The organism is Geobacter sp. (assembly GCF_030834625.1).
Lineage (GTDB): Bacteria > Desulfobacterota > Desulfuromonadia > Geobacterales > Geobacteraceae > Geobacter.
Genome location: NZ_JAUQXO010000063.1, coordinates 18,708 through 43,486 on the forward strand (window position 1 = coordinate 18,708; position 24,779 = coordinate 43,486).

Sequence of the window (24,779 nt, forward strand, 5' to 3'; positions counted from 1 at the left end):
TCAGGAAATTTCAGCGATGGCGAGCGTTACGTTGCCGCTCTTGATCTTCTTCAGCAGGAGCCGCCCGCCGCCCGATGCGAGCACCGCGGCCGGCTCGGCAACGCCGGCGGCGCCGATGGCCTCCAGGGCATGGGCCGAAGGGGGAGACGGCACGGCAACGCCGTTCAGTTCCTCGCTCTCGAAGAAGCGAAGGGGTAGGCCATGCTCCCGGGCAAAGGCCAGGAGCCCCGCCTCCTCCCGCTTGGCCGCGGCACTCCCGATGCAGGCGACGCTCTTCAGGGAGAGGAAGAGGCGCTTCATCTGGGCCCCCACCGCCTCCGCGATCTCCCGGGCCTCGGTTCCACTGTTGCAGCCGATGCCGAGGACCAGGTTCCGGGGGCGCAGGACAAGGAGGGTATCCGCCTGGGCCTGGGGGGGAAGCCGCCGGTTGGTGACGAATACGAACCCCCGGGCGCCGCTCTGGAGGGCCTCCACAAAGGTGTCGTGGAAGGTGAGCCGTGCCGTGCCGTGGAAGGCGGTCCGCAGCCGGTCGGTGGGGTCCACCACGGCGATCTCCTCCCCCTCCAGGATGAGCGCGTTCAGCGTCTTCACCCGGCAGAGATCGTCGATGGCCCACCCCTCCTCCTTGGCCAGCATGTCGAAGGAGGGGAGATTGTTGGCGTCGGTGGCGGTGGTTATGACCTCACGGGCGCCGGTGACGAAGGCACAGCGGCAGGCGAGCTCGTTGGCACCCCCCAGGTGCCCCGCCAGGAGGGAAATGGCGAATTTCCCGGCGTCGTCCATCACCACAACAGCCGGATCCACATCCTTGGCGACCAGGTGCGGGGCCACCATCCGGACCACGATCCCCGTGGCCATGATGAAAATGAAACCGTCGAAGACGGGCCAGAGTTCCGCCACCAGCCCCTTCAGCTCCCCCCCGAAGGGAACGGCCCCTTTCCCCGCCTGCCCGGAGAATTTCTGCAGGACGTACATCTCCGCGTTGCCGAGCCCGTCCCGCAGTTGCGTGCCGAGCCGGGCGCCGTTGCGGGTTATGGCGATGATGGCGATGCGCATGAAAGCCTCTCAGCCATGGGAAGAAGCGGGAGCGTTAGGTGACAATCCCCTTCCGGAACTCGTGGGAAAAACCCTTGTCATAGAGGAGCGATTTGCTCTTCAGCCCTTCCCGACGAGCCTTCAGCACGTCCCCCACGAGGATGATAGCCTGCTTGCCGATCTCCGCCTCGTGCACCTTCCCGGCGATGTCGGCCAGGGTCCCCTCCACCGTCTGCTCGTCGGGCCACGAAGCCCTGGCCACCACCGCCACCGGCGTCGCCGGGGTGTAGGCCCCCTCCAGAAGCTCCGCCACCACCCGCTCGATCATGGAGACCGACAGGTAGATGACCAGGGTCGCTCCCAGCCTGGCGATCTCGGAAAGCTTCTCCCGCTCCGGCACCGGGGTCCGCCCGGCAAGCCGCGTGATGATGACCGTCTGGGAGACTTCCGGCAGGGTCAGTTCCTGCTTGAGTGTCGCCGCGGCGGCAAAGGCGCTCGTCACCCCCGGGACCACGGCATAACCGATGCCGAGTGCATCCAGCTCCGCCATCTGCTCCTGGATCGCCCCGTAGATGGAGGGGTCGCCGGTGTGGAGGCGCACGGCCAGCTTGTCATCCGCCACCGCCTGGGCCAGCACCGCCGTGGTCTCTTCAAGGGTCATGGCGGCGGAGTCGTACACCTCGGCCTGGGGGGCGTAGGTGCGAACCAGTTCCCGGTCCACGAGGCTCCCTGCGTAGACGACCACATGGGACTCCCGCAGAAGCCGGGCACCTTTCACCGTAATGAGCTCGGCATCACCGGGGCCGGCGCCGACGAAATGGACTATAGTGCTTTCGACCACAGAGGACACAGAGGGAAACCTCTCCTTAGCCTTTTCGGTTTTACTTTTTGACAATCAAGAGCGACAGGTAATCGAGCTTCTCCCCCACGAGAGATTCCAGGTCGAACACCACCTCTTCGTCGGCGGAGCCGACCCGGCGGACAAAGACCCCCTTCCGCTCCAGCCCCAGCTCTTTCAAAAGCGAGTAAATCCGGTCAAAGACCCGGTTCACCTTCATGAGGATGACGGTATCGAAGTCGGCGAAGGTCCGGCGCAGTTCGTCGTCCTCGTAGGTGGTGGGGAGGATGGCGATCCGCTCGGCGGCCATCCCCAGGGGGACACCGGCAGCGGCCGCTGCGGCGTTGATGCTGGAGATCCCCGGCACGATCTCCACGGAAATCTCCGGGTAGCGCTCCCGGAAGATACGGTAGAGATAGAGGAAGGTGGAGTAGAGGAACGGGTCACCGATGGTGATGAAGGCCACATCCTTCCCGGCCTGGACCCGCGCGGCAACCTGGGCGGCGGCCTCCTCCCAGAACGCTTCGAGCCCCTCCTGGTCCTTGCGCATGGGGAAGACCTGGGGAAGCACCTCCTGGCGGGCGGGATCGATGAGATCCTCCACGATGGAGAGGGCGTAGCTGGCCGCGTCGGCCGCGCCGGTGGGGGCGCAGATGACGGCGGCCGAACGGATGATCCGCTCGGCCTTTCTCGTCAAAAGCTCCGGGTCGCCGGGGCCGACGCCTACGGCGTAAATTTTTGCGGTCATTCCTCTCCCTTCCAGGCAGAAACGATGTACACGGGATTGTGGGACTCGAACATTTTGTACTCGGTGAGCCCCTTGGTCTTGGCCACGTTGATGCAGGCCACCTCCACGGTGTAGCCGTGGTCCTCCAGGAACTCCACCGCCTTGGTGAGGGTGTCGAGGGTCACGGCGTTCAGGACGATGACGCCGTCGGGCTTGAGGCGCCGGTCCACGGCATCGATGATCTCCTCCAGCATGCCGCCGGAGCCGCCGATGAAGACCCGGTCCGGATCGGGGAGGTCGTCGAGCCCCTCGGGGGCGAAGGCCTCGATGAGCGCCACGTTGCGGGCCACGAACTTCTTCAGGTTGTCGCGAATGAAGCCGAGGTACTGGGGATTCCTCTCCAGGGCGAAGATACGGCCGTTGGGCATCAGGTTCGACGCCTCGATGGAGACGGAAGCGCTCCCGGCGCCGATGTCCCACATGATGAGATCATCCTGGAGCCTGAGCTTCGCCAGGGTCACGGCCCGCACCTCCTGCTTGGTGATGAGCTTCTTGGCAGTGGCGAACTCGTCGTCATCGATGCCGATGACCGGGTACTGGGTCAGCTGGGGCTCCCAGGCCTTGATGAGGATGAGGATGTTCAGCTCCGCCGCCGGCAGCTCCAGAAGGCCCTTCACGTCGGTCCTGGTGAACTTCTCTCCGGGGAGCCCCAGGTTCTCGCAGAGCCACGCCTCGTACCCCTCGGCCCCCCGGGCGATGAGTTCCCGGGCGATGGCCGCCGGGGAGTTGGTCTTGTCGGTGAGGACCGCCACCTTCTCGGCGGCCACGATCCGGTCCACGGCCCCCTTGAGCCCCCGGCCGTGCACCGAGACGAAGATGGCGTCGTCCCACGGTTCCTTGATCTGGGCGAAGGCGTACTGGACGCTCGTCACGTTGGGGAAGATCTCGATCCGCTCCTTGGGGAGGTTGCGGAGCAGGAACCGGGCGATGCCGAAGAAGTTCGGGTCGCCGGAGCCGAGGACCACGGTCCGCTTGTCGGTCCCCTTGAGCTGCTCCAGGAGGATGGAGAGGTCCCCCAGTTCCTGCTTCTTCCCGGTGAAGTCGGGAAAGATGTCCAGGTGGCGCTTGTGGCCGATGAGGACCTCGGCCTTGCCGATAACCTCCAGGGCCTTGGCGCCGAACCCTTCCCACCCTTCGATGCCTGCGCCGACGAGGTAGATTTTCTGGTGAGGCATGGGGAAACCTCCTCAATTCCGAAATGGGACTCTGTCCGTAATTTTACCCGAAATATAGCACCGTTGAATCGTACCCTGCCAGTAAAACCTTGATGTCGAGGGAAGGAGCCAGCCGCCGGGCCGCCTCCTGGGCCCGGATGCAGACGAGCTCCATGAGGGCACGATCGTGACCCGACTCCTCCAGCACCTGGCGTGCGGTGTTGTACCGGGACCAGGGACCGGGGACCGGGGACCGGGACCCCAGTTCGTGGAGCCATTCCGCCAGCATCCGCAGATCCAGCTCCGAGGAGGAGACGTGGGTCTGCTCGTGGCCGCAGGCGATCTTCAGGAGCTTGGCGAACTGCCCCGCCAGGACCACATGACGCATCTCCTTGCGGGCGCACGCCCGAAGAGCATACCCCACGTGGTCCCCCATCATAATAAAGGACTCTTCAGGGAGAGGATTGGCCTTCAGCGCCACCAGTTCACTGGTCCTTCCGGTGGAGAGGACCACGGTCTTGCAGCCGCAGGCCCGGGCCACGTCCAGGGCCGCATCGAGGGTGTCGGTCCAGGCCTTGGCGGAGATGGGGCGCACGATGCCGGTGGTGCCGAGGATGGAGAGCCCCCCCACGATGCCGAGGCGGGCGTTGAGGGTCTTTTTCGCCAGCTCCTCGCCGTTGGGGATGGAGATGGTGACGTAGAGGACCTGGGGGAGGCAGACAACGGAGAACTCCTCCTTCACCCCCTCGGTGATCATCCGCATCGGCACCGGGTTGATGGCCGGGTTCCCCACCCCCACCCCGAGCCCCGGCTTGGTCACCGTGCCGACCCCCTTCCCCCCGTCCACGAAGACCATGGTCCGGGCGCCGGAGCGGTTGAGGGGCTCGCGATGGACCCGGCCGTGGATCTCGGCTCCGTTGGTCACATCAGGGTCGTCCCCCGCATCCTTCACCACGAAGCAGGAGGCGGCGCCGGCGTCGAATTCCTGGCCATGGAGGCGAAAAATGACCCGCTCGCCCCTGGGGAGGACAAGCTCCACCTCCTCCACGATGCGCTGCTCCCGGAGCATCCGCGCCGCCCCCTTAGCGGCAGCAGCGGCGCAGGCACCGGTGGTGTAGCCGTGTCTGAGCTCTTTTCTGTCCATTGTGAGTGACGGGGGGACTGCCCCTACCCCGCCTCCTCCGCCAGGATCAGAAGTGCATTCACTACGGCCGCGGCCACGTTTGAGCCCCCCTTGCGCCCCCGGTTGGTGATAAAGGGAATTTCGGGAGATTCCTCCTCCAGGGCAAGGAGCGCCTCCTTGCTCTCGGCGGCGCCCACGAAGCCCACCGGTAGCCCCACGACCAGTTCCGGCCGCACCCCCTCATGGCGGATGAGGCGCAGCAGCTCGAAGAGAGCCGTGGGGGCGTTGCCGATGACAAAGATGCCGTTGCCGCAGTCGGCCACCCCCTTCCGCATGGCCAGGATGGAGCGGGTCACCCCGAGCGCTTTTGCGTCCCGGGCCACCTCCGGGTCGGCCACGAAGCAGGCGGCGCGGATGCCGAAGCGCTCAAGGCGCGGCTTGGCTATCCCCGACAGGGCCATGGTGGTGTCGGTGACGATCCCCCTTCCCTTCCGCAGGGCCGCCACGCCACGGGCCACGGCCTGGGGGGAGAATACCATGGAGCGGGCGTAGTCGAAGTCGGCGCTCGTGTGGATGGCCCGCCGTACCACCGGCCACTCGGCAGGTCCCCAGGGGTGGGGTCCCACTTCGGCATCGATGAGGCGGAACGATTCGGCTTCGATCTCTTCGGGAGTGAGATGAACCGACATCAGTGCCATCCCGTGGCGGTGAGGGCCTCGGCGATCCGATCCACCTCCACCTCGGCCAGCTTGCGGTGTACCCCCAGGTGAGGTCCCATGGCGAATTCCACGTTGGGGTAGCGTCTGCGGGCCTCGGCCATCTCCTCGGGGAGGTCCTCCTGAACGTGGGCACCCACGAAGAGGAAGTAGGGCATCAGGAGCACCCGCTCCGCCCCTTTCGCCACGCAGGCGTCGATCCCCTGCTGGATATTCGGCAGGTGCTGCTCCCGGAACGACACCTCCACGATCCCGTAGCCGGTCATCTCCTTAACCATGGCGGCGATCTCCCGCACGGCGTCGTTGGCCTCGGGGATGCGGCTCCCGTGGGCCATCAATAAAATTGCGGTTTTCATGAACTGCTCCTTTTCATTTCCATTACCTCGACGATCTCCCGCCGTGCCTCGCCAATGGTGAGGGGAAGCCGCCGGAAGGGGAGACCGTCCTCGTGCTTCAGCCGATGGATCAGTTCGGCGATGTGGGGGAGCCGAAGCTTCACGTTCTCCAGTTCGGCCGGGGCGGTGAAGACTTCCTCGGGGGGGCCGCTCCGGACGATCTTCCCCCGGCTCAGGATGTGGAGCCGATGGAGAAAGAGGGGGACCAGGTCCACCGAGTGGGTCGCCATGACGACCGTCACCCCCTGGTCGCGGTTGAGGCGCGTCAGAAGTTCCATCATCCGGTACTCCCCCATGGGGTCGAGGCCGGCGGTGGGCTCGTCCAGGAGGAGCACCTCGTGCCCCATGGCCAGGAGCCCGGCGATGCAGACCCGCTTCTTCTGGCCGTAGCTGAGGGCGTGGATGTTCTTGCCTGCCAGCTCCACCATCTCCACGGCGGCCAGGGCTTCCTCGACCCGCACCTTCACCTCCGCCTCCGCAAACCCCATGTTGCGGGGCCCGAAGGCCACGTCCTCGAAGACCGTGTGGGCGAAGAGCTGGTCATCGGGATTCTGGAACACGAGCCCCACGGTCCGGTAGATGTCCCGGGGATGGAGCTTCCGCACGTCCCGGCCGTCCAGGAGCACTTGGCCGTCGTACTCCTTGACGAGGCCGTCCATGATCTTCAGAAGCGTCGTCTTCCCCGACCCGTTGGAGCCGAGGATGCCGCAGAACTCCCCCCTCTCCACCTCCAGCCGGATGTCGGCCAGGGCGCGGGTGCCGTCGGGGTAGGTGAAGGCGCGGATATGGACGGAAAGGCGCGCTACAGCCACCGCAGCATCCCCATGGCCGCCACGAAAAGGACCGATGCGGCCACCTCGCCGGTCCGGAAAGGGCGGTGCTTCAGGAGCGGCAGGTTTCCGTCGTACCCCCGCTGCACCATGGCTGTGGTGATGGTCTGGCTGGTGTCGAAGGCCTTGATGACCAGGGCGCCGGCCAGCATCCCGAAGGAGCGCAGCCCCCGCCGGAACCCTGCGTAGCCGAGGCGGTTCCTCTGGGCCGCGTAGACCACCTGGGCGTCGTCGAAGAGGACAAAGAGGTAGCGCCAGGCAAAGAGGGCCACGTCGATGAGCCCTTGGGGGACCCGCAGCCACGACAGGGCCGCCATGAGGTCGGTGAAGGGGGTGGCGAACCCCACCGCCGCCACCACCGCCACGGCCCCGGCGATCCGGGCCGCGATGGCGCCCCCTTCGGCGAGTCCGTCACGGTGGGCCACGATCTCCAGGCCGAAGGGATGAAGGGTGAAGAGGGGGTCGGTGCCGCTGAAGAAGGTCTTGAGGAGGAGCACCACCGCCGCGATAAAGAGGGGCTCGGCAAACCGCACGAGGATAAGCCGCGCCGGCACCCCCAGCCAGAGGCAGAGGAGAAGGCCGAGGGCCGCCGCCAGCAGCGGAAAGGCGACTCCCGTGCAGCTCACCACCATGACGAGGAGCGCCAGGGCCGAGAGGAGTTTCACGCGCGGGTCCAGCAGCGTGACGGGGTGAGCGATCAGTGTGGGGTGCGAAAGTCGGTGCATCGGTGCGGAGGTCACAGGCCGGTCACGGAGACTGGCCGATTCCCCGTTCCTCCATGTAACGCCTGATCCGGTCGGCATGGTCCCGGTCGTCGTTGTTGAGGGTCTGAAAAACCTTCAGGGCTTCATTGTGGGCGCCCCCCGCCATGGCCCGCTGATAGTGGAGCTCCCCCGCCGCCTCTTCCAGAGCAATGGCCAGATGAAACGCGTCCTCGCGCAGGGGAGGAAGGATCTCGAAATCGCCGATGAGTTGCTCCAGTTCCCGATTCTGATTGATCAGCGGCTTCACCGATTCGGGGAGAAGCTCATGGGGAAAGATCTCCTGGGGGACGAAATGCTTGCGGCCGATCTTGAGGAGGAGGGCATGGTTCTCCTCCTCCACGGAAAGAGTCTGCCAGAACTCGGCATCCTCCGGAAACTGATCCTGGAAGAGGGCGTAGAGCCGCGAAACGTTCAGTTCGAGGGCAATCGCCTCGTTGATGAGGCGGACCAGATCCGCATCGGGCACCACTGAGCCGTTTTCCGACGTTTCACCGTAGAGTGTCATGGTTCTCCCCTGCCGCCCCGTGCACCGTGGTCCGGCCGGCGCTTCCCTTTTCAGAGACAAGCATCCGCCACCAGTATCCTGCCGCGAATCCCCCGATGGCACCGGCAGCAAGAAAGACGAAGAGAAGGAGGTCCCCCTGGTCGGTGTTGATGAGGGGTGCACGGGCTTCACGGCCCCGCTCCCTGGCGACTTTTTCCACCACCGTCTCGTCGACGCCCGGCCACTTGTCACCGGCAGCCGAAACCCCGCCTGAAAGTACACCACACCAGAGTACCGCAACCAGCAAAAAAATCCTCACGCCGCCACCTCTTCAGGCCGGAGCACTCGCATCTTCACCAGCAGGTCGGGCCGCTTGCGGGAGAGGAGCACCACCATGCCGGCGGTCATGGCCCCTTCGAGAACGCCCAAGGGGAGCTGGGTCGGGATGAAGGCCACGGCAATCTTCAGGAAGAGGGGGATAAAGGGCTCGCTCCCCCGGACTCCGGCAGCCAGCACTCCGGACGTAGCCAGGTAGGTGGCCCAGTCAGCCGCAAGTCCTGCCAGAAAACCGGCAACCGCAAGACTCGCCCCGACGCGGCGCATCCCACGGAAAATGAACCAGCCGGCAAAGGAGCCCACCACCCCCATGGAGACAATGTCGGCGCCAAGGGTCGAGAGCCCCCCGTGGGCCAGAAGGAGCGCCTGAATGAGGAGCGCCACGGCGGCGATGACCACCGAGACGAAGGGCCCCACGAGGATGGCCGAGATCCCGGTGCCGCAGGGGTGGGAGCAGGTGCCGGCACTGGGAACCGGAATCGGCATGCAGGAGATGATGAAGACCACCGCCGCCATGAGCCCCACCAGGGGCTTCATGGAGAGGTCGTCCCGGGAGAGCTCGTTCAGCCGCCGGAGCCCCACCGCCAGAAACGGCGCCGCCACCGCGAACCAGAGGAGCGCCCACCCGAAGGGGAGGATCCCTTCGGAGATGTGCATGGCGTGGGCGGGGGAGGCCAGTGCGAGGAACCAGCATCCCATAAAGAGGGCCTTTTTCATTACAACCTCTGTAGCAAAATAATCAGATTTTATCACCACGCAGATCCGCCGCAAACAGCTTCCCTGCCCCCCGGGAGGCGCAGAAGTCGCCGCACATGGTGCAGGTGGCCTCGTCCTCGGGGGTGCGGCTGGCGCGGATCGCCCGGGCATCCTCCGGGAAGAGGGCCAGGTCGAACTGCTTCTGCCAGTCCAGGTCCCGGCGGGCCTTGGACATCTCCTTGTCCCGCTCCCGGCCCCGCTCGGGGTACTTGTTCATGTCGCCGATGTAGGCGGCTATCTTCGCCGCTTTCACCCCCTGGCGGACATCCTCCTCGTTGGGGAGGGCCAGATGCTCGGCCGGGGTGATGTAGCAGATGAGGTCGGCGCCGTAGCGGCTCGACTGGGCCGCGCCGATGGCGGCGGTGATGTGGTCGAAACCGGGGGCCACGTCGGTGGAGATGGGGCCCAGCATATAGTACGGCGCGCCGCCGCTCATCCGCTTCTGGAGCTGGATGTTCCCCTCCACCTCGTCCAAGGGGACGTGGCCGGGTCCCTCCACGAGCATCTGGCACCCCATCTCCCGGCCCAGTTCCGCCAGCTCGCAGTTGATGAGAAGCTCCTGGATCTGGGCCCGGTCCGAGGAGTCGTGGATGGCACCGGCCCGCAGGCCGTTCCCCAGGGAGAGAACCGTGTCGTATTTTTTGAGGATTCCAGTCACTCGGTCGAACTGCTCGTAGAGGGGGTTCTCGCGACCATTGGCCATCATCCAGGCCACCATGCTCACCCCCCCCTTGGAGACGAGGCCGCCGTAGCGGTACCCCTGCTTCTTCAGCCGCTCGATGGTGTAGAGGTTGATGCCGCAGTGGACCGCCATGAAGGCCATGCCGTCCTCACACTGCTTTTCGATCAGGTCGAAGAGCATCTCCGGGTCGAGCCTGTTGGGGTCGCCGTACTTGCGGGCCGCCTCGCAGAAGGCCTGGTAGAGGGGGACGTTCCCCACGGGGAGATCCACGGCGGCGATCACCTCGCGCCGCACCCGGTCCAGATCGCCCCCCACGGAGAGCTCCATGAGGGTGTCGGCCCCCGACTCCTGGGCCGCCCGCGCCTTCCGCACCTCGGCTTCGTAATCGATGATGTCGGAAGAGGTGCCGATGGAGGCGTTCACCTTGGTCCTCAATCCCTTGCCGATGCCGACGGCCCGCGGCTTGCGGTTGTGGTTCCACGGAATGACGATCTTCCCCTCGGCAACCATCTGCCTGACGTAGTCGGGTGAAACGTGCTCCTCGGCCGCCACGTCCATCATTTGGGAAGAAATTGTGCCCTCGCGGGCGATTTCGATCTGGGTTTTCACGAACGGCTCCTTTGTGCGTAGTTGCGGCAATTGTTCACGAACGCCTCCGCCATCCCGGGATTGCTGCCGAAATGGAGATGGATGTAGGAGGCGAGGCAGTTCTTGTGGCGATATCCCTCCATTCCCAGGTCAACGCCGGCCCGGCGCACCCGGTAGAGGCGCTCCACCTCGGGGGGCATCGCCTCCATCTCGGAGTAGTGGAACTCGTGCCCCCGGGCGATGGTGCCGGCGGGACCGATGATGGAGTCGTCAGCAAGCTCCACCTCCCGGTAGCCCAGGGCCTTGCGCCGGGGGAGCATCCGGGTGGCGACGGGAAAGATGCCGACGAATTCGTGAAACGACTCCACATCCCCCAGCATGCCGGCCACCCCCCGGGACAGGTAGATGAAGCCGCCGCACTCGGCAAAGACCGGCATACCCCCTTCCACCGCCCCGCGCACCGCCTCCTTCATGGGTCCGTTGGCAGCCAGGATGTCGGCGAAAACCTCCGGATAGCCACCGGGGAGGTAGAGGCCGGCAACACCCTCGGGAAGCGCTTCGTCGGCCAGGGGAGAAAACTCTACAAGCTCGGCCCCTGCCTGACGAAGCAGTCGCAGATTGTCCTCGTAGACGAAGCAGAAGGCTGCATCGCAGGCAACGCCGATCCGGACCGGCTTCCGCCGGGACGTCTGTCCCTCATGTCCCTTACTGTCCGGTACCCCCTGGAGGGTGGCCACCGTCCAGAGCATACCCAGGTCCACGTACTCCCGGACCACCTCCACAAGGTGATCGAGAAAATCCGCCGGCAGGGGGTTCTCATCCACGGTGAAGAGCCCCAGATGCCGCGACGGGATACCGAGGCTTTCGTCGCGGGGGATACAGCCAAGCACCCGAACGTCGGGGAGATGACTTTCCACGGCATCCCGCAGGACGCGGCCATGGGTTTCACTCGCCACGTTGTTGAAGATGACTCCGGCGAGCTTCACCTCCGGATCGAATTCGGCGAACCCCTTCACCAGGGCGGCGACGCTGCGGGCCTGCCCCTTGGCGTCCGCCACGAGGATGACCGACGCTCCCAGGAGCTTCGCCACCTGGGCGGTGCTCCCCTCCTCCGAGGCCCCGCCGATACCGTCGAAGAGCCCCATGACCCCCTCGACGACGGCGATGTCGGCTCCGGCGGCGTGATGAAAGAAGGTCTCCCGCACGAAGTCGCCGCCGCACATCCAGCCGTCCAGGTTGACGGAGGGGCGGCCGCAGATGTGGCGGTGGTACCCAGGGTCGATGAAGTCGGGCCCCACCTTGAAGGGGGCCACTGTCAGCCCGCGCCGCTTCAGGCATTCCATGATGCCGAGGGTGATGGTTGTCTTGCCCGATCCGCTGTGGGGCGCTGCGATGATGATCGATTTCATGGTCTTTCGCGGTCCTTCCCTATGGCTTGGTCAGCCGTTCACCAGTTTAACTACCGTATTGCCGTCGGCGAAGTAGTCAATGACGTTCAGGCAGCAGTAAGTCTGCTCGATGGCGAAGAGGCTGCTCAGGGGGGCGCCGATGGCGTTCAGGAGGATGATCCGGTTCACCCCGCCGTGGGCCACCACGAGGACCTCCTCCCCCCGGTGGCGCTCCACGATTGCGCTGATGACCGGCATCACCCGGCTGTGCACGTCGAGGACACTCTCCCCCTGGGGGACCCGGTAGTTGACGATGTCGTCGAGCCGTGCCTGCCACTCGTTGGGGTACTGTTCCATGAGTTCGGGCCAGCTCTTCCCCTCCCAGATCCCCACTCCCATTTCCCGCAACTCCGGCTTTCGCACCGGGGTAAGCCCCAGGTGGGAACCGAGCACTTCGGCTCCCCAGGCGCACCGGGTAAGATCACTGGTATAGAGGGCGGTTATGGGCGCATCCGCAAAACGCTCTTTGAGGGCATGGTACTGGCTCCGCCCCCGCTCCGAGAGCCCTACGTCGGTATGGCCGTTGTAGCGACGGACAGCGCCCGCCCCTTCAACTTCGCCGTGGCGAATGAGATGAATCCGTGTTTTTGGTGTCATGTCAATTTCCCGTACATTCCCACAATAATCAAGAGGCAGATAATCTCGTTCAGTTCGCTGGCACAGCCGATGACATCGCCGGTCACCCCGCCGAGGCGGCGATGGGACCAGGCCCTGACTCCGGCCGTTAAAAGGGAAAGTACCGCCCAGCAGGCGATCCCCTTCACCCCGAAGAGGAGATACGCGGCGGCAAGGGTCACGATCCCGGCGACCGCTACCTGCGCCACCCCGGCTCCGGCGATGCAGGCGGCGCCAAGGCCGTCCTCCCGCGCCCGGCGGGAGCCCACGGTCATCTGCACCTGGGCGAAGCGGGCCACGACCGGGAAGAAGAAGAGGGCCTGGCGCTTCACCTCGGGAGGAAGGGCCAGAATGGCCTGGTACTTGAGAAGAAGCCCCAGCACGAGCCCCACCACCCCCACGGCGCCGATGCGCGAATCCTTCATCACCGCCAGGAAACGCTCCCTGGCACCCCGGGCCGCCAGGCCGTCGCAGACATCGGCGAGCCCGTCGTGGTGGAGTGCCCCGGTCACCCCCGCCAGAAGCGCCACCAGGAGGAGGTCCCCCACCGGCCGCGGCAGGTACTGCGTTAGGAGGAAGTCCGCCCCGGCCAGGAGCCCGCCGATGGTGAGCCCCACCAGGGGAAAGAACGCCATGGAGCGCCCCAGGTCATTCTCCTCCCAGCGGGGGGAGAACGGTAGCGGGATGATGGTCAGAAACTGGAGGGCGATGAAATAGAGTCTCAATATTCCCCTTCCGCCACGCCGGCCTCCGCGAAGGTTGCCATCTCTTTCAGAATCTTTACTCCCGCTTCGATGAGCCCCATGGCCAGGGCCGCGCCGGTCCCCTCGCCGAGGCGCATCCGCAGGTCGAGGATTGGCTCCGCGCCAATCCGCTCCAGCATGAACCGGTGGCCGATCTCCACCGACTCGTGGGCCGCGAAGAGGTACTCCTTCGCCGTGGGGCAAAGCTCGCAGGCGATGAGGGCGCCGGCGGTGGAGATGAAGCCGTCCACCACCACCGGAATCCGGTTGGCGGCGCAGCCGAGGACGAGGCCGGCGATGCCGGCGATCTCCAGACCTCCCACCTTGGCCAGGACGTCAACAGGGTCCTTCGGGTCGGGGCGGTTCACGGACAGGGCCTGCTCGATGATCCGAATCTTGTGGGCCAGGGCCTCGTCATTGATGCCGGTCCCCCGGTGGGTTACGTCGGCGACGGTTTTCCCGGAAAAGGCGGCGATGATGGCCGATGCCGCCGTCGTGTTGCCGATCCCCATCTCCCCGGTGCCAGCCATGGCCACTCCATTGGCCTTGCAGCCGTTGGCCAGCTCGATCCCCACTTCCAGGGCGGCAACCGCCTCATCCCGAGTCATGGCCGGTCCCTTGGCCATGTTGCGGGTCCCGCGGGCCACCTTGCGGCCCATGAGGCCAGGGGTGTCGCCGAAATCATGGTCGACCCCCATGTCCACCACGAGGACCTCGGCCCCCACATGGCTGGCCAGGACGTTGATCCCCGCCCCTCCGTTAAGGAAGTTGAAGACCATCTGGACCGTCACTTCCTTCGGGAAGGCGGAAACCCCCTCCTCCACCACCCCGTGGTCAGCAGCGAAGGTGAAGATCACCTTCTTCCCGGTGGAGGGGTCCAGGTTCCCTGCAATGGCCACGTAGCGCCGGGCGAACTCTTCCAGGCGACCGAGGGACCCGATGGGCTTGGTCTTGTTATCGAGCCTCACCTGGGCCTGAGCCATCAGGTCGGCGTCCACGGGACGGATATTTGACAGGGTTTCGGTCAGCAGGATCATGGATTACCTCGTTTTCAGGATTCGTCGTAAGGGCACCGCTTGCCGCGCCCTTACATTCATTTCAGACGCAATGGCAGTCCGCTGAAGGTCACATGGACCTCGTCGGCCGCGGCGGCGATCATCTCGTTGGCCTCGCCGGCCAGGTCGCGGAACTGGCGGGCCAGCCGGTTCTCGGGCACGATCCCCATCCCAACCTCGCTGGAGACGAGGATGATCGGGGTCGTGAGCAAAGGCAACATCAATGTCAAGTCTTTGACATGTCCCAGACATCGGGCAGGGTCGTCGTAGGTCAGGAGAAGGTTCGAGAGCCAGAGTGTCACGCAGTCCACGAGGACGGCGGCGAAGCGCCCGTCGTTCTCCCGAAGCGCGCCGGCGATTTCCATCGGCTCCTCAATGGTGGTCCAGGCATCCCCACGCCGGGTCCGGTGGCGGGAAATACGCTCCGCCATCTCGGAGTCGCCAGCGGCGCCGGTGGCGAGGTAGCCCAAAGGGGTGCCGAACCCGCCGGCGATGCGCTCGGCCAGCCGGCTCTTGCCGCTGCGGGCTCCTCCCGTTATGAAAATGACTCGTGCCATAAATGAAAAACCCCGCCTCCTAAAAGGAAGCGGGGTCCAAAAACCGGTAAAAAGCTGCACGCCGGGCCTCGGAGCCTCTTCCACGGAGGTCCTGACAAGCTGACGTTCGGGCAGGTTTCCTGGCTCACGACTCCCATCCGCGCCTTCCCGGTTTATCCCAGTGGCATCGCTGCGGTGTTCATCGCCGTTTACAGTTGCGGGACAGCAAGGGATTCGCACCCTTTTCCCTTTTACCTTTTGCCGCGCGGCAAAAGCACCTGAACGTACAAAGTATTTTGTTGTATCGACTGTTCTAGCAGACGGGGGGGCCGAAAGTCAATGGCTGAAACAGTGTATTCACTCGCAGGAACCGGCCGGGTCCTCCTGGCTGGAGGCCAGAATCGCCTCGATCCGCTCCCACACCTCATCGCGCCCCTCCCTGGAGAGGGCGGAGAAAAAAGCCATCTCGTCCCGGGAGAGGCCCAGGGTCTGGGTGATGATGCTCGCCTGCCGGGCACGCTCGTTCTTTGAGACCTTGTCGCACTTGGTCACCACCACGAGCACCGGAATATTGTAGGCCCGCAGCCACTGGAGCATCAACTGATCCTCCTCCGTGGGGACCCGGCGGATGTCGACGATAAGTACCACACAGCCGAGATTGGGGCGGGTGGAGAGGTAGGTCTCCACCATGGGGCCCCACTCCCTCTTCACCGCCAGGGGAACCTTGGCGAAGCCGTAACCGGGGAGGTCCACCAGCATGAGATTACCGTTGACCCGGAAGAAGTTTATGAGCTGGGTCCGCCCGGGGGTGGAACTGGTCCGCACCAGGCTCTTCCGGTTGACGAGAATATTGATGAGTGACGATTTCCCGACATTGGAGCGGCCGGCAAAGGCCACCTCCGGGAGTTCCGCCGGCGGGAAATGGGCCGGCCTGGTGCCGCTCGTGACGAATTCAGCGTTTGTTACGTTCACCGTGATCTCCCTGTCCTTGCTTCGTTCGTACAGGGTACAGTCATACCATCTCGGCGAGTTCCGCGCAATCGGATAGAGGTACCGGCGAGGTATTTGCAACAATAGGGGAGAGACAACCCCGTATCACATAACAACAGGAAACGCCCATGAACAGAGAACTCGAAACCCTCACCATGTCCGCCGTCGACCTGCCAACGATTCCCATGGTGGCCACCAAAGTCATCGAACTGATCGAGCAGGAGGACGTCACCATCGAAAAGCTGGCCCAGGCGGTCTCCTCCGACCCGGCCGTGGCGGCCCGCATCCTCAAGCTCTCCAACTCGGCCTACTACGGCTGTCAGCGGCAGATCAACACCCTCTCCGCCGCCATCATGCTCCTGGGCTTCAAGACCCTGAAGAGCCTCGTCATCGCCGCCTCCCTCAAACAGCTTAGCAGGCGCTTCGGGCTCACGGAAAAGATGCTCTGGGAACACTCGGTCGGCGCTGCCCTGGCAGGACGGGTCATCGCCTCCCAGGGGAAATTCATCAACGAGGAAACCGGCTTTCTGGTGGGGCTCTTCCACGACCTGGGCAAGACCATCATGAACAACCATGACCCCCAGAAATTCCAGGGGGTGATGATGCGCTGCTACAACGAAGGGCTCCCCTTCGTGGAGGCGGAGCGGAGCGTCTATCCTTACTCCCATGCCGAAGCGGGAGCGCTGGTCATCCGGAAGTGGAACTTCCCCGAGGCCCTCTCCACCGCCATCATGTACCACCACCAATTCGGAAGCGCCCCCATCACCGACCAGTACGACCTCTTCCTCACCGCCACGGCGAGCCTGGCAAACAAGTTCTGCAAAAAACTCGGCATCGGCGACCGGGAGTCGGACGAGGAACTGGATCTGGCAAATTCACCCGAGGCGAAGCTCCTGGGCTACACCGCTGACTCCCTCGAAAAGGCCCTTGAGACCTTCCAGGAGACCTTCGAGGAGAACAAGAGTTTCTTCCTGAACGACTGACATCCACACCCCAATCAAAACGCAAAGAGGGAAGCCGGATGGCTTCCCTCTTTGCGTTTCAGAATCCTAGAGATTCTATTGGACAGTCCAGACCGCCGCGGTGGCCGCCGCCGCATCCTGCCAGGTACCGCTGGCGTTTTTCCCGATGACGGAGAGCGCATGGGTGCCACTCCCAAGCCCGACGAAGGTGCGGGTCTGGGAAACGGGAATCTCGGCCGACCAGGCGCCGCTGTCCAGCTTGTACTTGTAGGCGGTCACATACGCGCCAGAGACCACGAGAGTTGCGGTTGTGGCCGTGGTTGTTCCGGAGGGGACACCCGAAACGAGGGCGGTCGGCGGCAACGCATAGACGGCACTCTTAACGGCCTCCGCATTGCCGGCGGAGTCAACGGCAAAATACTTAAAGGTCGTGGTCGTCGTGACCGTCACCGGCCCCGCATACTTAGGCGACGCTGTGGTTGGAGCGGTACCGGTTGTGGTGTAGTAGATGGTCGCCGTCTCGTTCGCCGACAGGGTGACCATCTGCGGGGAGCTATAGGTGCCGGCAGGCAGGGATGCCGTAGTAACCGGTTTGGTCAGGTCGATGGTCCAGGTGACGGTGGTGGGAGTGCTCTGCCACGTGCCGGCCGAGTTTTTGCCGTAGACCGACACGGTGTGGCTCCCCGCTGCCAGGCCGGTTTTGGCGATCTTCGCGCTGATGAGGGTTTCGGCCGAAACCGCCCCCCCATCGAGGCTGTACTTGTAGGCGGTAACCCCTGCGCCACTCACGGTCAATGAAACGGAGGTGGTCTTGGTGGGCGCGGTAGGCACGCCAGTCACCACTGCCGCCAGCGGCAGGGTGTAAAGCTGGGTCTGCACCGTCTCGATGTTACCGGCTGCGTCCACGGCATAGAATTTGAGGGTCGTCGTGGCGTTGACGGCTATGGGCGCCGTGTACTTCGGTGATGCAGTGGTGGGTGCTATCCCCGTGGTAGTGTAGTAGATGGTCGCCGTTTCGCTGACGGAGAGGGTCACCGTCTGGGGTGCCCCATAGGTTCCACCGGCCGGTGATACGCTCGTAACCGGCTTGACCGTGTCGACGGTCCAGGAGGCGGTGGTGGGAGAGGCCTGCCACGCGCCGGTGGCGGCATGTTTCCCCTTGACCTGGAGGGTTTTGAGTCCCGACGTGAGACCAGACAGAGATATCTTGGTGGTGACCGGCGTCTCGGCCGACCAGGTGGCCCCGCCGTCGAGACTGTACTGGTACACCGACACCCCTGCGCCGCCTACAGTGATGAGTGCGCTGGCCAGCTTGGTCAGGGACGCGGGAACGCCTTTAAGGGTGGTCTCCGGCGGGAAGTTGTACGCCTGGCTTTTTACCGCCTCGATATTGCCGGCGGCGTCCTTGGCGAAGTACTTGATGGTCGTCGTGGTGGTGACGGGAATCGCTCCTGTGTACTTGGGTGACGAAGCGGTCGGCGTGGTGCCGTTGGTGGTGTAGTAGATGGTCGCGGTTTCACTGGCAGATAGCGTCACTGACTGCGGGGAGGAATAGGTTCCGCCGGCAGGTGAAGCGGTAGTCGCCGGTGTGGTAAGGTCAATGGTCCACGTGGCGGTGGTCGGCGCCGACTGCCAGACGCCTCCCGACGTTTTGCCCCGCACCGAGAGCGTGTGGCTCCCTGCGGCAAGGCCGGTCTTGGTGATCTTCGTGCTGATCGGTACTTCGGCCGACTCGGCCCCGCCGTCGAATATGTATTTGTAGGTCACATAGGTGCCGGACACGCCAACGGTGGCGCTCGTCAGCTTGGTCAAGGCAACGGGGACGCCGCTCAACTTCACGCCGGCGGGCACGGCATAGATCTGAGTCTTGACCGCTTCCTTGTTTCCAACTGCATCGACGGCGAAATACTTGAGGGTGGCCGGCGGAGTCACCGTAACGGGGGCGGAATACACGGGCGAAGAGATGGTGGGCAAGGTGCCATTGGTGGTGTAGTAAATGGTGGCCGTTTCGCTGGCCGCGAGGGTTACGGTTTGCGCCCCCACATAGGTTCCCCCGGCCGGGGAAGCGGTTGTCGTCGGTAGGGTGACGTCCACCGTCCAACTGAGGGAGGTGGGTGACGTGGCCGATTGCCAGTTGCCGGCCGCATCCCTGCCGACGACCGACAAGGTATGGTTGCCGGTGGTCACGCCGGCAATGTTCATGGCGGTCGTGCCGGGTTTCTCGGCAGACCAGGCGCCCGCATCGATCTTGTACTTGTAGCCGGCAACGCCGGTCACGCCGAAGCCGAAGGTCGACGCCTTGATCACTCCGCCGAGGGCGCCGTTGGCGACGACAACGGCCGTGGGCGCCACGGTATCCAGCGTAATGGTTGCGGAAAGCGATACTGAGTCGACCCCCACGTTGTTCCGGAACTGCACATAAACCGTTTTATCACCGTCACCGGAGAGGATGGTCCAGCTTTTGGTTGTTTTGTAGGTTTCCCAGGCGCTCCAGCTCACGTCGTCATTGCTGAAGCGCATCTGGGTGACCGGGTTGGCGGTAGCGCTGCTGGCGGCAAGGGTTAGGGCAACCGACGTGGTATTGCAAGCCGTTGCTCCGCCGTTGATCTTCACGCTTCCGGAGGGGGCGGCGATATTGATGCTGTAGGTGGCGGTAACCTGGGAGCCGGAACGGGTGATGTTGGCCACCGTCACTCCGGTGTTGAGCCCGCCGTAGCTCTTGCTCGACGGAAGCGTCGCCGTCCCGAATGTCTTGCCCGGCACATAGAAATCGCCGGCATCGGCACCATTGTAGGAGAGGTTTTTCTCGATCTCCTCCAACCCGTCGGCCTCCATGAGCCTGAGCAGTTTGTGGGAGGAATCGGAGTTGTTGTAGACGTAAGTGGTGCCTCCGGCATTAAGGGTTGCGTCCACGTGCCAGATGAGGAGGCCGTCGGTGGGGATGCCGCTGTCGTTGCCGGTTCGATGGCGGTTCTGCACCATGAAGTATTCGTCGAACAGATCGCCGGAGGTGATAGTCGGCATGATGAGGACCGCTTCGGGCGACGTGGCGGAAGGATTGAGGGTTATGGTCTGGCTGCCGCTCGCCACCACCGTGGGGGAGAGCCAGTCCATCACCCACTTGTTGAAGGCGTTATGGTCGCCCCAGGTGTGGTCCATCATGTCGAGGCCGCCCACGCCCCCTTTCGGTCCCGAGGCCTCGTTGTAGTCATAGTAGTCGGGAAGCCCCAGGGCGTGGCCGGTTTCATGGATCGTGACCAGGGGTTTGAATTGTTGGCCGTAGGGACTCCCCTCCCACTGCCAGGAGTACTTGCCGAGGGTCTTGCCATCTATGGTGTAGCCGGTGTCGTAGAAGGAGGTCTGGTAGCCCCACCAGAACGATGCCCAGGCACCGGCGTTACCGGTCCAGATCACGAGGAAGTAGTCGATCTTGCCGTCGCCGTTGTTGTCGTACTGGGAGAAGTCGTGGCCCTGGGCGTCGAAGTAATTGAGAGCATCCTTGATGAGGTTTTCGCGGCCGGGGGGGGTTTCGGGAATTGCACTGCGGTTACCCGCCCGGTACCAGCCGAGGGTAGCACCGCCGGAGAAGTCGAGCAGCCCGTAGGAAGAGCGGCTGTAGTAGGCGGCAAGGCTCTCGTAGGGCGCGTCGGAAGGGCTGCCGGCACCGAACAGCATGCTGTTCACATTGGTCTGGGTGGTAACGGCCGGGTACTCGTTGAAATCGATGAGAAGCGCGAAGATTTTCACGTTCCCCGTGGTTGGCATGCCGCTCCAGGCCGGAGGCGGAGCGTAGGTGCCGGCCATCTGGTCCACGTCGCTCGGTGCGAATCCCTGCTGCTGAAGCGCCTTGCGCTTGGCCTTGTTGACCGCCCTCTTTACCAGTTCCGGGTCGATCTTGTTGTTGCCGATCTCCTCGGCAAATTTGCGGCGGTTCTCGTACTCGCCCGACTCCTTGAGCCGTTCGATCTCTCCCTCGCCCGGCAACTGCATGGCAAGGGCCGGCATTCCGGCCGCGACCAGCAGCACGCCGCACACGACGGCAGCCGCGGCCAGCCTCCCTTGAACCCAAGCGGCAACTCTTGCTGAAACTCCCATGACATGGCCTCCTTTTACCAGTAAAAAGCCCCGTCCCTGGGTATCAGACTTCGCACCCTGGCCTTCCCACGGCGCGAATCAATCCGCTCTGGATACCTTATCGGCACAACCGGAAAAAACTTTTGCATCATATTGATTTAGCGAAACTAATAGTCAAAAACACAGACGACGTCTCTGCGATTCATCCTGAATGCCCACTAAAAAAGGAATGTTTGCCAAGAAAAGGAATTGCGAAAAAAGGGGGGGAGGGCTTGACACCGAGTGTCGTAAATCTGACAGGTGCCAAAGCGGATTAAAGACATTAAGACGCACGTCACCCCTTCCGCCGATGGCCGGCGAATGAGGCAACTGCCAAACTACGCGCTACATCGCAGGACGATCAGACTTTTTCCGTAATGATCAACCCCTTGAGTTCGTCAAGGGCCTTAGCGATCTTAAGAGCTTCTTCAGACGGAATCTGCCTGATCACTTCGCCGCTCGTGCGATCAAGGACCTTCAGCACCACCCTGTCGGTATCCCTGTCGACGGTGAACTGGAGATCGCGGGTGAATGACTGGATGAATTCGTTGATCTTCTCGGCCGCAGCTTTCGCTCGTTCTTCCTGCTCGGCAGGCGACAGCTCCTTCAGGGCCGTTTTAGGCAGTTCAACCTTTACGACTTCCTTGTCACGCCTTTCTGCCTGTTGTGGCTTCACTGCATCCGTTGCAGTCACGCCACCCGGCAACGCCCTGGCAACACTTGTAAGCTCGACATTCATGGGGTTCCTCCTTGACTGCTGATATCCCTTATGGAACGTATCGGCCCGAGCGGTCAAATCTTGAGGATTTTTTTTGTCGGCGGACTAATTTCCCTCCCGCTACCACCCCGAAAAATCATGATATTTTCTGTGATACCGGCAACCTGCGAACATGATCGACCTCCGCATGGCACGACAGTTGCTGCCCGAACAGTGGCTTTTTCTAAAGTATTTCGCGATACAGCCGAAACAAAGAGAGAGAACTGCCACTATCCCTTCTCAACAAAAGGTGACCCATGATCAAGCTGACACGCCTCGATGGAAGTGAGCTCTTCGTTAATCCCGATCTCATCGAAACCATCGAAGAAACCCCCGACACGCACATCACCCTCGCCAACGGCAAGAAGTACCTTGTACTGGAAAAGACGCCGGCGATCGTCGACAAGATCGTTTCCTTCAAGGCGATCATCCTTCGTCGCGCCACACCCGGTCCAGGCAAAAAGTACCTCTTCAGGAAGAAGATGGCCATCTACCGCCTCTGCTGCATGCTGGAGGACTGAATCTTGCACCCCTACTCAAAAAACCTCTTACGGGATCATTAACACATGGATATCGCGACAATCATAGGTCTGGTAATGGGCTTCGGGGCCATCTTCGGCGGGGCGCTGTTGGAGGGTCTGCACGTGACCGCCCTCATTCAGCCCACCGCCGCGATCATCGTGCTCGGGGGCACCTTCGGCGCCGCCTTCGTCAGTTTCCCCTTGAAGACGATCATCGGTGCGGCAAAGGATACCAAGAAGGTCCTCTTTCCGGCCCAGCATGACCCCGAGAAGGTCATTAAGGAGATCATCGGCTACGCGGCAAAGGCTCGGCGCAACGGCCTCATCTCCCTGGAGCAGGAGGCCCAGAACGTCAAGGACGCCTTCACCAAGAAGGGAATCTCTCTGGTGGTTGACGGCATCGACCCCCAGAAACTGCGGGAGACCCTCGAGATCGAGCTCACCTACTACGAGGAGCACGCCAAACAGAGCGCGGAGTTCTTCGAGGCGGCCGGAGGCTTTGCCCCCACCATCGGCATCATCGGCGCCGTCCTCGGCCTCATCCACGTCATGGGAAACCTGTCGGACTCCTCCAAGCTGGGGGCAGGTATCGCCGTTGCCTTCGTGGCGACCATCTACGGCCTCATGACCGCCAACATCATCTGCCTCCCCTTCGGCACCAAGATCAAGCACGGCATCAAAGAAGAGCTCATCTGCAAGAGCATGATCATCGAAGGGCTCATCGCCATCCAGAACGGCGAAAACCCCCACTTCATCGAGCAGAAGCTGAAGGCATTCGTCCAGCACGGTGGAGACGAGAAGAAAGGGAAGTAGTCCTTCATGGCCAGAAAGAAGAAACATGAAAAGGAACCCAACCACGAGCGGTGGCTCGTCTCCTATGCCGATTTCATAACCCTCCTCTTCGCCGTTTTCGTCGTCCTTTACGCCATGGGGCAGCAGGACAAAAAGAAGGTGGAGCAGGTCATGCAGTCGCTGCGGGAATCCTTCGGTTTCACCACCATCCAGGGGTCAGCGGCCAGACCGGCGGTCATCAACTCCTCCGATCTCCGGATCATTCCCACCATCACCCCCGACCTCCTCAACAAGGGGAGGAGCCAGGGGCAGAAGATGGGGGGAAAAGCCCGGGCCGAGGAGAAGGATTTCCGGGCCATCAAGGCAGCCATGGAAGCTTATCTGGTGAAACAGGGGGCCCAGGACAAGGTGAACGTGGGGATCACGCGGCGGGGGCTCGTGGTGAGCCTCAAGGAGGCAGGGTTCTTCGATTCGGGGAGTGCCATCGTGCGCGAGAGCGCCTACCCTCTTCTCGCCAAGGTGGCTGAATCGCTGGCCGGCTACGCCAACGCGGTCCGGGTGGAGGGGCACACCGACACCATGCCGATCAGCTCCGCCATGTTCCCCTCAAACTGGGAACTCTCCACTGCACGGGCCACCAACATCGTCCATTTCCTGACAAAATCCTACGATTTCGAACCCGGCGCCATCTCTGCTGCCGGCTTCGGCGAGTACCGCCCCATCGACGACAATGCCACAAGCGAAGGACGATCAAGAAACCGCCGCGTCGACATCGTCCTTCTCTCCGACGAAGGGGAGAAGGCGGAGCCGGAGACGACGCCAAAACCGTAGCGACAGGCAATCCCCTTGATTGCATGCCAGAAAAAAAGAACGGGCCGGGGAGATTTCTTCCCGGCCCGTTTACGTACTGGCTTGGACAATTACCGCCCGCCCTTCACCGAAACGCGCTCATTTTTCGCCATGAGCTCGCGCCGCTGTTCGTTGAAGAGGTAGGAGATGATCGCCTCCCGGTCACGGTCGACAATCATGATGAACTTGAGGGAAAGGGAGTAGTGGGTGCCCGGCTCGCGGCTCAGGGTTATCTCCTGACAGCGCAGCGCCTCGGCGACCACGTAAATGACGCGGGGCTGGGGGAGCGGCAGAAAGAGGGTCAGCTTCACCAGTGCGCCTGACTCCACCAGGCGGGAAACTCTCAAGCGCATCCCGCCGCCGCTCAGGTTCGTCCGCACCGGGAGGACGTCCTCACCGTCCCAGTCGATAACCTTGTGCCCCTCGCCGCTCGGCACGATTTCGGGCGGACGGCAGAACACCTTCCGGTCAGAGGTCCAGTCGGCCTCGGCCTCCTCGGGGGTGGCGCCGTCGAGAACCTTGTAGAGCAGAGGGAGTGTCACGTCGAGCCGGAAATACTCCCGTCGTTGCGTCTCCTTGACCTCACCGACCAGACGGACGGAAAACTGACGCTCATCGCGGACCGTATCCACCCGGGCATCGCAGCGGCACAGGGCTCCGCCGGTCCAGACCGATACCCACGCCTCTCCCCCCGGCTGCACCCCCCCGCGCGGAGGCTGCTCGTTGCCGAACAGCTCGAGCCAGACCAGGTCTCCCTTGAGGGAGGTTATGGCCGCAGTCCCGTCGAACGATCCGTTTGCACCGAGACGGATCGAAAGGTTTACCTTCTGGAGTTCTTCGAAGTAGTTGTTGTAATCGGCCGCCATTTCCAGGGCATCCTCAGAAGAAGGATTTTGAATTCAATAATCCG

Annotated in this window: 25 protein-coding genes, 1 pseudogene and 1 riboswitch; of the genes and pseudogenes, 4 read left to right on the forward strand and 22 right to left on the reverse strand. The window is 63.3% G+C overall.

From position 1 onward, the window contains the following. The 19 genes and pseudogenes from RCH91_RS14690 to yihA all read right to left on the reverse strand — a co-directional run bounded on the left by RCH91_RS14690 (position 1) and on the right by yihA (position 15,857). On the reverse strand, positions 1-1,056 hold the full coding sequence (locus tag RCH91_RS14690) for a cobalt-precorrin 5A hydrolase (RefSeq protein ID WP_306535721.1): 1,056 nt from the start codon (positions 1,054-1,056) through the stop codon (positions 1-3). A gap of 34 nt (positions 1,057-1,090) precedes the next feature. Beyond that, positions 1,091-1,885: a precorrin-4 C(11)-methyltransferase gene (cobM, locus tag RCH91_RS14695; RefSeq protein WP_306535722.1), complete on the reverse strand. Its 795-nt coding sequence runs from the start codon at positions 1,883-1,885 to the stop codon at positions 1,091-1,093. A gap of 31 nt (positions 1,886-1,916) precedes the next feature. Beyond that, the gene (gene cobI / locus RCH91_RS14700; protein ID WP_306535723.1) at positions 1,917-2,621 is read right to left on the reverse strand and encodes a precorrin-2 C(20)-methyltransferase; all 705 of its coding nucleotides are present in this window, start codon (positions 2,619-2,621) and stop codon (positions 1,917-1,919) included. Beyond that, on the reverse strand, positions 2,618-3,835 hold the full coding sequence (gene cbiE, locus RCH91_RS14705) for a precorrin-6y C5,15-methyltransferase (decarboxylating) subunit CbiE (RefSeq protein WP_306535724.1): 1,218 nt from the start codon (positions 3,833-3,835) through the stop codon (positions 2,618-2,620). The genes cobI and cbiE overlap by 4 nt, the downstream gene beginning before the upstream one ends. 43 nt (positions 3,836-3,878) lie before the next feature. Further along, entirely contained in the window at positions 3,879-4,958 is a 1,080-nt protein-coding gene (locus tag RCH91_RS14710; RefSeq protein ID WP_306535725.1) for a cobalt-precorrin-5B (C(1))-methyltransferase, read from the reverse strand. Positions 4,959-4,981: 23 nt separating this feature from the next. After that, on the reverse strand, positions 4,982-5,626 hold the full coding sequence (locus RCH91_RS14715; RefSeq protein WP_306535726.1) for a precorrin-8X methylmutase: 645 nt from the start codon (positions 5,624-5,626) through the stop codon (positions 4,982-4,984). Next, on the reverse strand, positions 5,626-6,009 hold the full coding sequence (locus tag RCH91_RS14720) for a sirohydrochlorin chelatase (RefSeq protein WP_306535727.1): 384 nt from the start codon (positions 6,007-6,009) through the stop codon (positions 5,626-5,628). Before RCH91_RS14720 ends, RCH91_RS14715 begins: the two co-directional genes overlap by 1 nt. Beyond that, positions 6,006-6,860, reverse strand: a complete 855-nt coding sequence (locus tag RCH91_RS14725; RefSeq protein ID WP_306535728.1) for an energy-coupling factor ABC transporter ATP-binding protein — start codon at positions 6,858-6,860, stop codon at positions 6,006-6,008. The genes RCH91_RS14720 and RCH91_RS14725 overlap by 4 nt, the downstream gene beginning before the upstream one ends. Continuing rightward, positions 6,851-7,603 (reverse strand): cobalt ECF transporter T component CbiQ, encoded by a 753-nt coding sequence (cbiQ, locus tag RCH91_RS14730; RefSeq protein ID WP_306535729.1) that lies wholly within the window; start codon positions 7,601-7,603, stop codon positions 6,851-6,853. The genes RCH91_RS14725 and cbiQ overlap by 10 nt, the downstream gene beginning before the upstream one ends. A gap of 22 nt (positions 7,604-7,625) precedes the next feature. Next, positions 7,626-8,147, reverse strand: a complete 522-nt coding sequence (locus RCH91_RS14735; RefSeq protein WP_306535730.1) for a hypothetical protein — start codon at positions 8,145-8,147, stop codon at positions 7,626-7,628. Beyond that, positions 8,131-8,397 (reverse strand): annotated as a pseudogene (locus tag RCH91_RS14740) (hypothetical protein); the annotation flags it as partial. The pseudogene RCH91_RS14740 and the gene RCH91_RS14735, both read right to left, overlap by 17 nt. Before the next feature lie 44 nt (positions 8,398-8,441). After that, positions 8,442-9,179 (reverse strand): energy-coupling factor ABC transporter permease, encoded by a 738-nt coding sequence (locus tag RCH91_RS14745; RefSeq protein ID WP_306535732.1) that lies wholly within the window; start codon positions 9,177-9,179, stop codon positions 8,442-8,444. Between the two features lie 22 nt (positions 9,180-9,201). Then, positions 9,202-10,509: a phosphomethylpyrimidine synthase ThiC gene (thiC, locus tag RCH91_RS14750; RefSeq protein ID WP_306535733.1), complete on the reverse strand. Its 1,308-nt coding sequence runs from the start codon at positions 10,507-10,509 to the stop codon at positions 9,202-9,204. After that, the gene (locus tag RCH91_RS14755; protein ID WP_306535734.1) at positions 10,506-11,897 is read right to left on the reverse strand and encodes a cobyrinate a,c-diamide synthase; all 1,392 of its coding nucleotides are present in this window, start codon (positions 11,895-11,897) and stop codon (positions 10,506-10,508) included. The genes thiC and RCH91_RS14755 overlap by 4 nt, the downstream gene beginning before the upstream one ends. Before the next feature lie 30 nt (positions 11,898-11,927). After that, on the reverse strand, positions 11,928-12,533 hold the full coding sequence (cobC, locus tag RCH91_RS14760) for an alpha-ribazole phosphatase (protein WP_306535735.1): 606 nt from the start codon (positions 12,531-12,533) through the stop codon (positions 11,928-11,930). Further along, a complete protein-coding gene (gene cobS, locus RCH91_RS14765) occupies positions 12,530-13,276 on the reverse strand; it encodes an adenosylcobinamide-GDP ribazoletransferase (protein ID WP_306535736.1) in 747 nt (248 codons plus the stop codon). The genes cobC and cobS overlap by 4 nt, the downstream gene beginning before the upstream one ends. Then, positions 13,273-14,331: a nicotinate-nucleotide--dimethylbenzimidazole phosphoribosyltransferase gene (cobT, locus tag RCH91_RS14770; protein WP_306535737.1), complete on the reverse strand. Its 1,059-nt coding sequence runs from the start codon at positions 14,329-14,331 to the stop codon at positions 13,273-13,275. The genes cobS and cobT overlap by 4 nt, the downstream gene beginning before the upstream one ends. A gap of 56 nt (positions 14,332-14,387) precedes the next feature. Next, positions 14,388-14,906, reverse strand: coding sequence for a bifunctional adenosylcobinamide kinase/adenosylcobinamide-phosphate guanylyltransferase (cobU, locus tag RCH91_RS14775; RefSeq protein ID WP_306535738.1), 519 nt, complete (start codon positions 14,904-14,906; stop codon positions 14,388-14,390). 91 nt (positions 14,907-14,997) lie between these two features. Further along, a riboswitch (cobalamin riboswitch) is annotated at positions 14,998-15,182 on the reverse strand. Positions 15,183-15,242: 60 nt separating this feature from the next. Then, entirely contained in the window at positions 15,243-15,857 is a 615-nt protein-coding gene (yihA, locus tag RCH91_RS14780; RefSeq protein WP_306535739.1) for a ribosome biogenesis GTP-binding protein YihA/YsxC, read from the reverse strand. Between the two features lie 146 nt (positions 15,858-16,003). On the opposite strand from yihA, the gene RCH91_RS14785 reads away from it, so the two are divergent. After that, the gene (locus RCH91_RS14785) at positions 16,004-16,858 is read left to right on the forward strand and encodes an HDOD domain-containing protein (protein ID WP_306535740.1); all 855 of its coding nucleotides are present in this window, start codon (positions 16,004-16,006) and stop codon (positions 16,856-16,858) included. 75 nt (positions 16,859-16,933) lie between these two features. On the opposite strand, the gene RCH91_RS14790 is transcribed toward RCH91_RS14785, so the two are convergent. Together RCH91_RS14790 and RCH91_RS14795 are read right to left on the reverse strand one after the other, a co-directional pair. Beyond that, positions 16,934-20,932 (reverse strand): chitobiase/beta-hexosaminidase C-terminal domain-containing protein, encoded by a 3,999-nt coding sequence (locus tag RCH91_RS14790; protein ID WP_306535741.1) that lies wholly within the window; start codon positions 20,930-20,932, stop codon positions 16,934-16,936. Between the two features lie 379 nt (positions 20,933-21,311). Beyond that, positions 21,312-21,689: a flagellar protein FlaG gene (locus RCH91_RS14795; RefSeq protein ID WP_306535742.1), complete on the reverse strand. Its 378-nt coding sequence runs from the start codon at positions 21,687-21,689 to the stop codon at positions 21,312-21,314. A gap of 275 nt (positions 21,690-21,964) precedes the next feature. Between RCH91_RS14795 and RCH91_RS14800 the strand changes: the two genes are divergently transcribed. The 3 genes from RCH91_RS14800 to RCH91_RS14810 are packed head-to-tail and all read left to right on the forward strand — an operon-like array spanning position 21,965 to position 23,851. Beyond that, positions 21,965-22,228 carry a flagellar FlbD family protein gene (locus RCH91_RS14800; RefSeq protein WP_306535743.1) on the forward strand — a complete coding sequence of 88 codons (264 nt, stop codon included), beginning with the start codon at positions 21,965-21,967 and terminating at the stop codon, positions 22,226-22,228. 45 nt (positions 22,229-22,273) lie between these two features. Then, positions 22,274-23,041, forward strand: coding sequence for a flagellar motor protein (locus RCH91_RS14805; protein WP_306535744.1), 768 nt, complete (start codon positions 22,274-22,276; stop codon positions 23,039-23,041). Between the two features lie 6 nt (positions 23,042-23,047). Further along, positions 23,048-23,851, forward strand: coding sequence for a flagellar motor protein MotB (locus RCH91_RS14810; RefSeq protein ID WP_306535745.1), 804 nt, complete (start codon positions 23,048-23,050; stop codon positions 23,849-23,851). Positions 23,852-23,940: 89 nt separating this feature from the next. Here the strand turns inward: RCH91_RS14810 and RCH91_RS14815 are convergent, their stop codons facing one another. Next, positions 23,941-24,735 carry a PilZ-like domain-containing protein gene (locus RCH91_RS14815; RefSeq protein WP_306535746.1) on the reverse strand — a complete coding sequence of 265 codons (795 nt, stop codon included), beginning with the start codon at positions 24,733-24,735 and terminating at the stop codon, positions 23,941-23,943. Between the last annotated feature and the right edge of the window lie 44 nt (positions 24,736-24,779).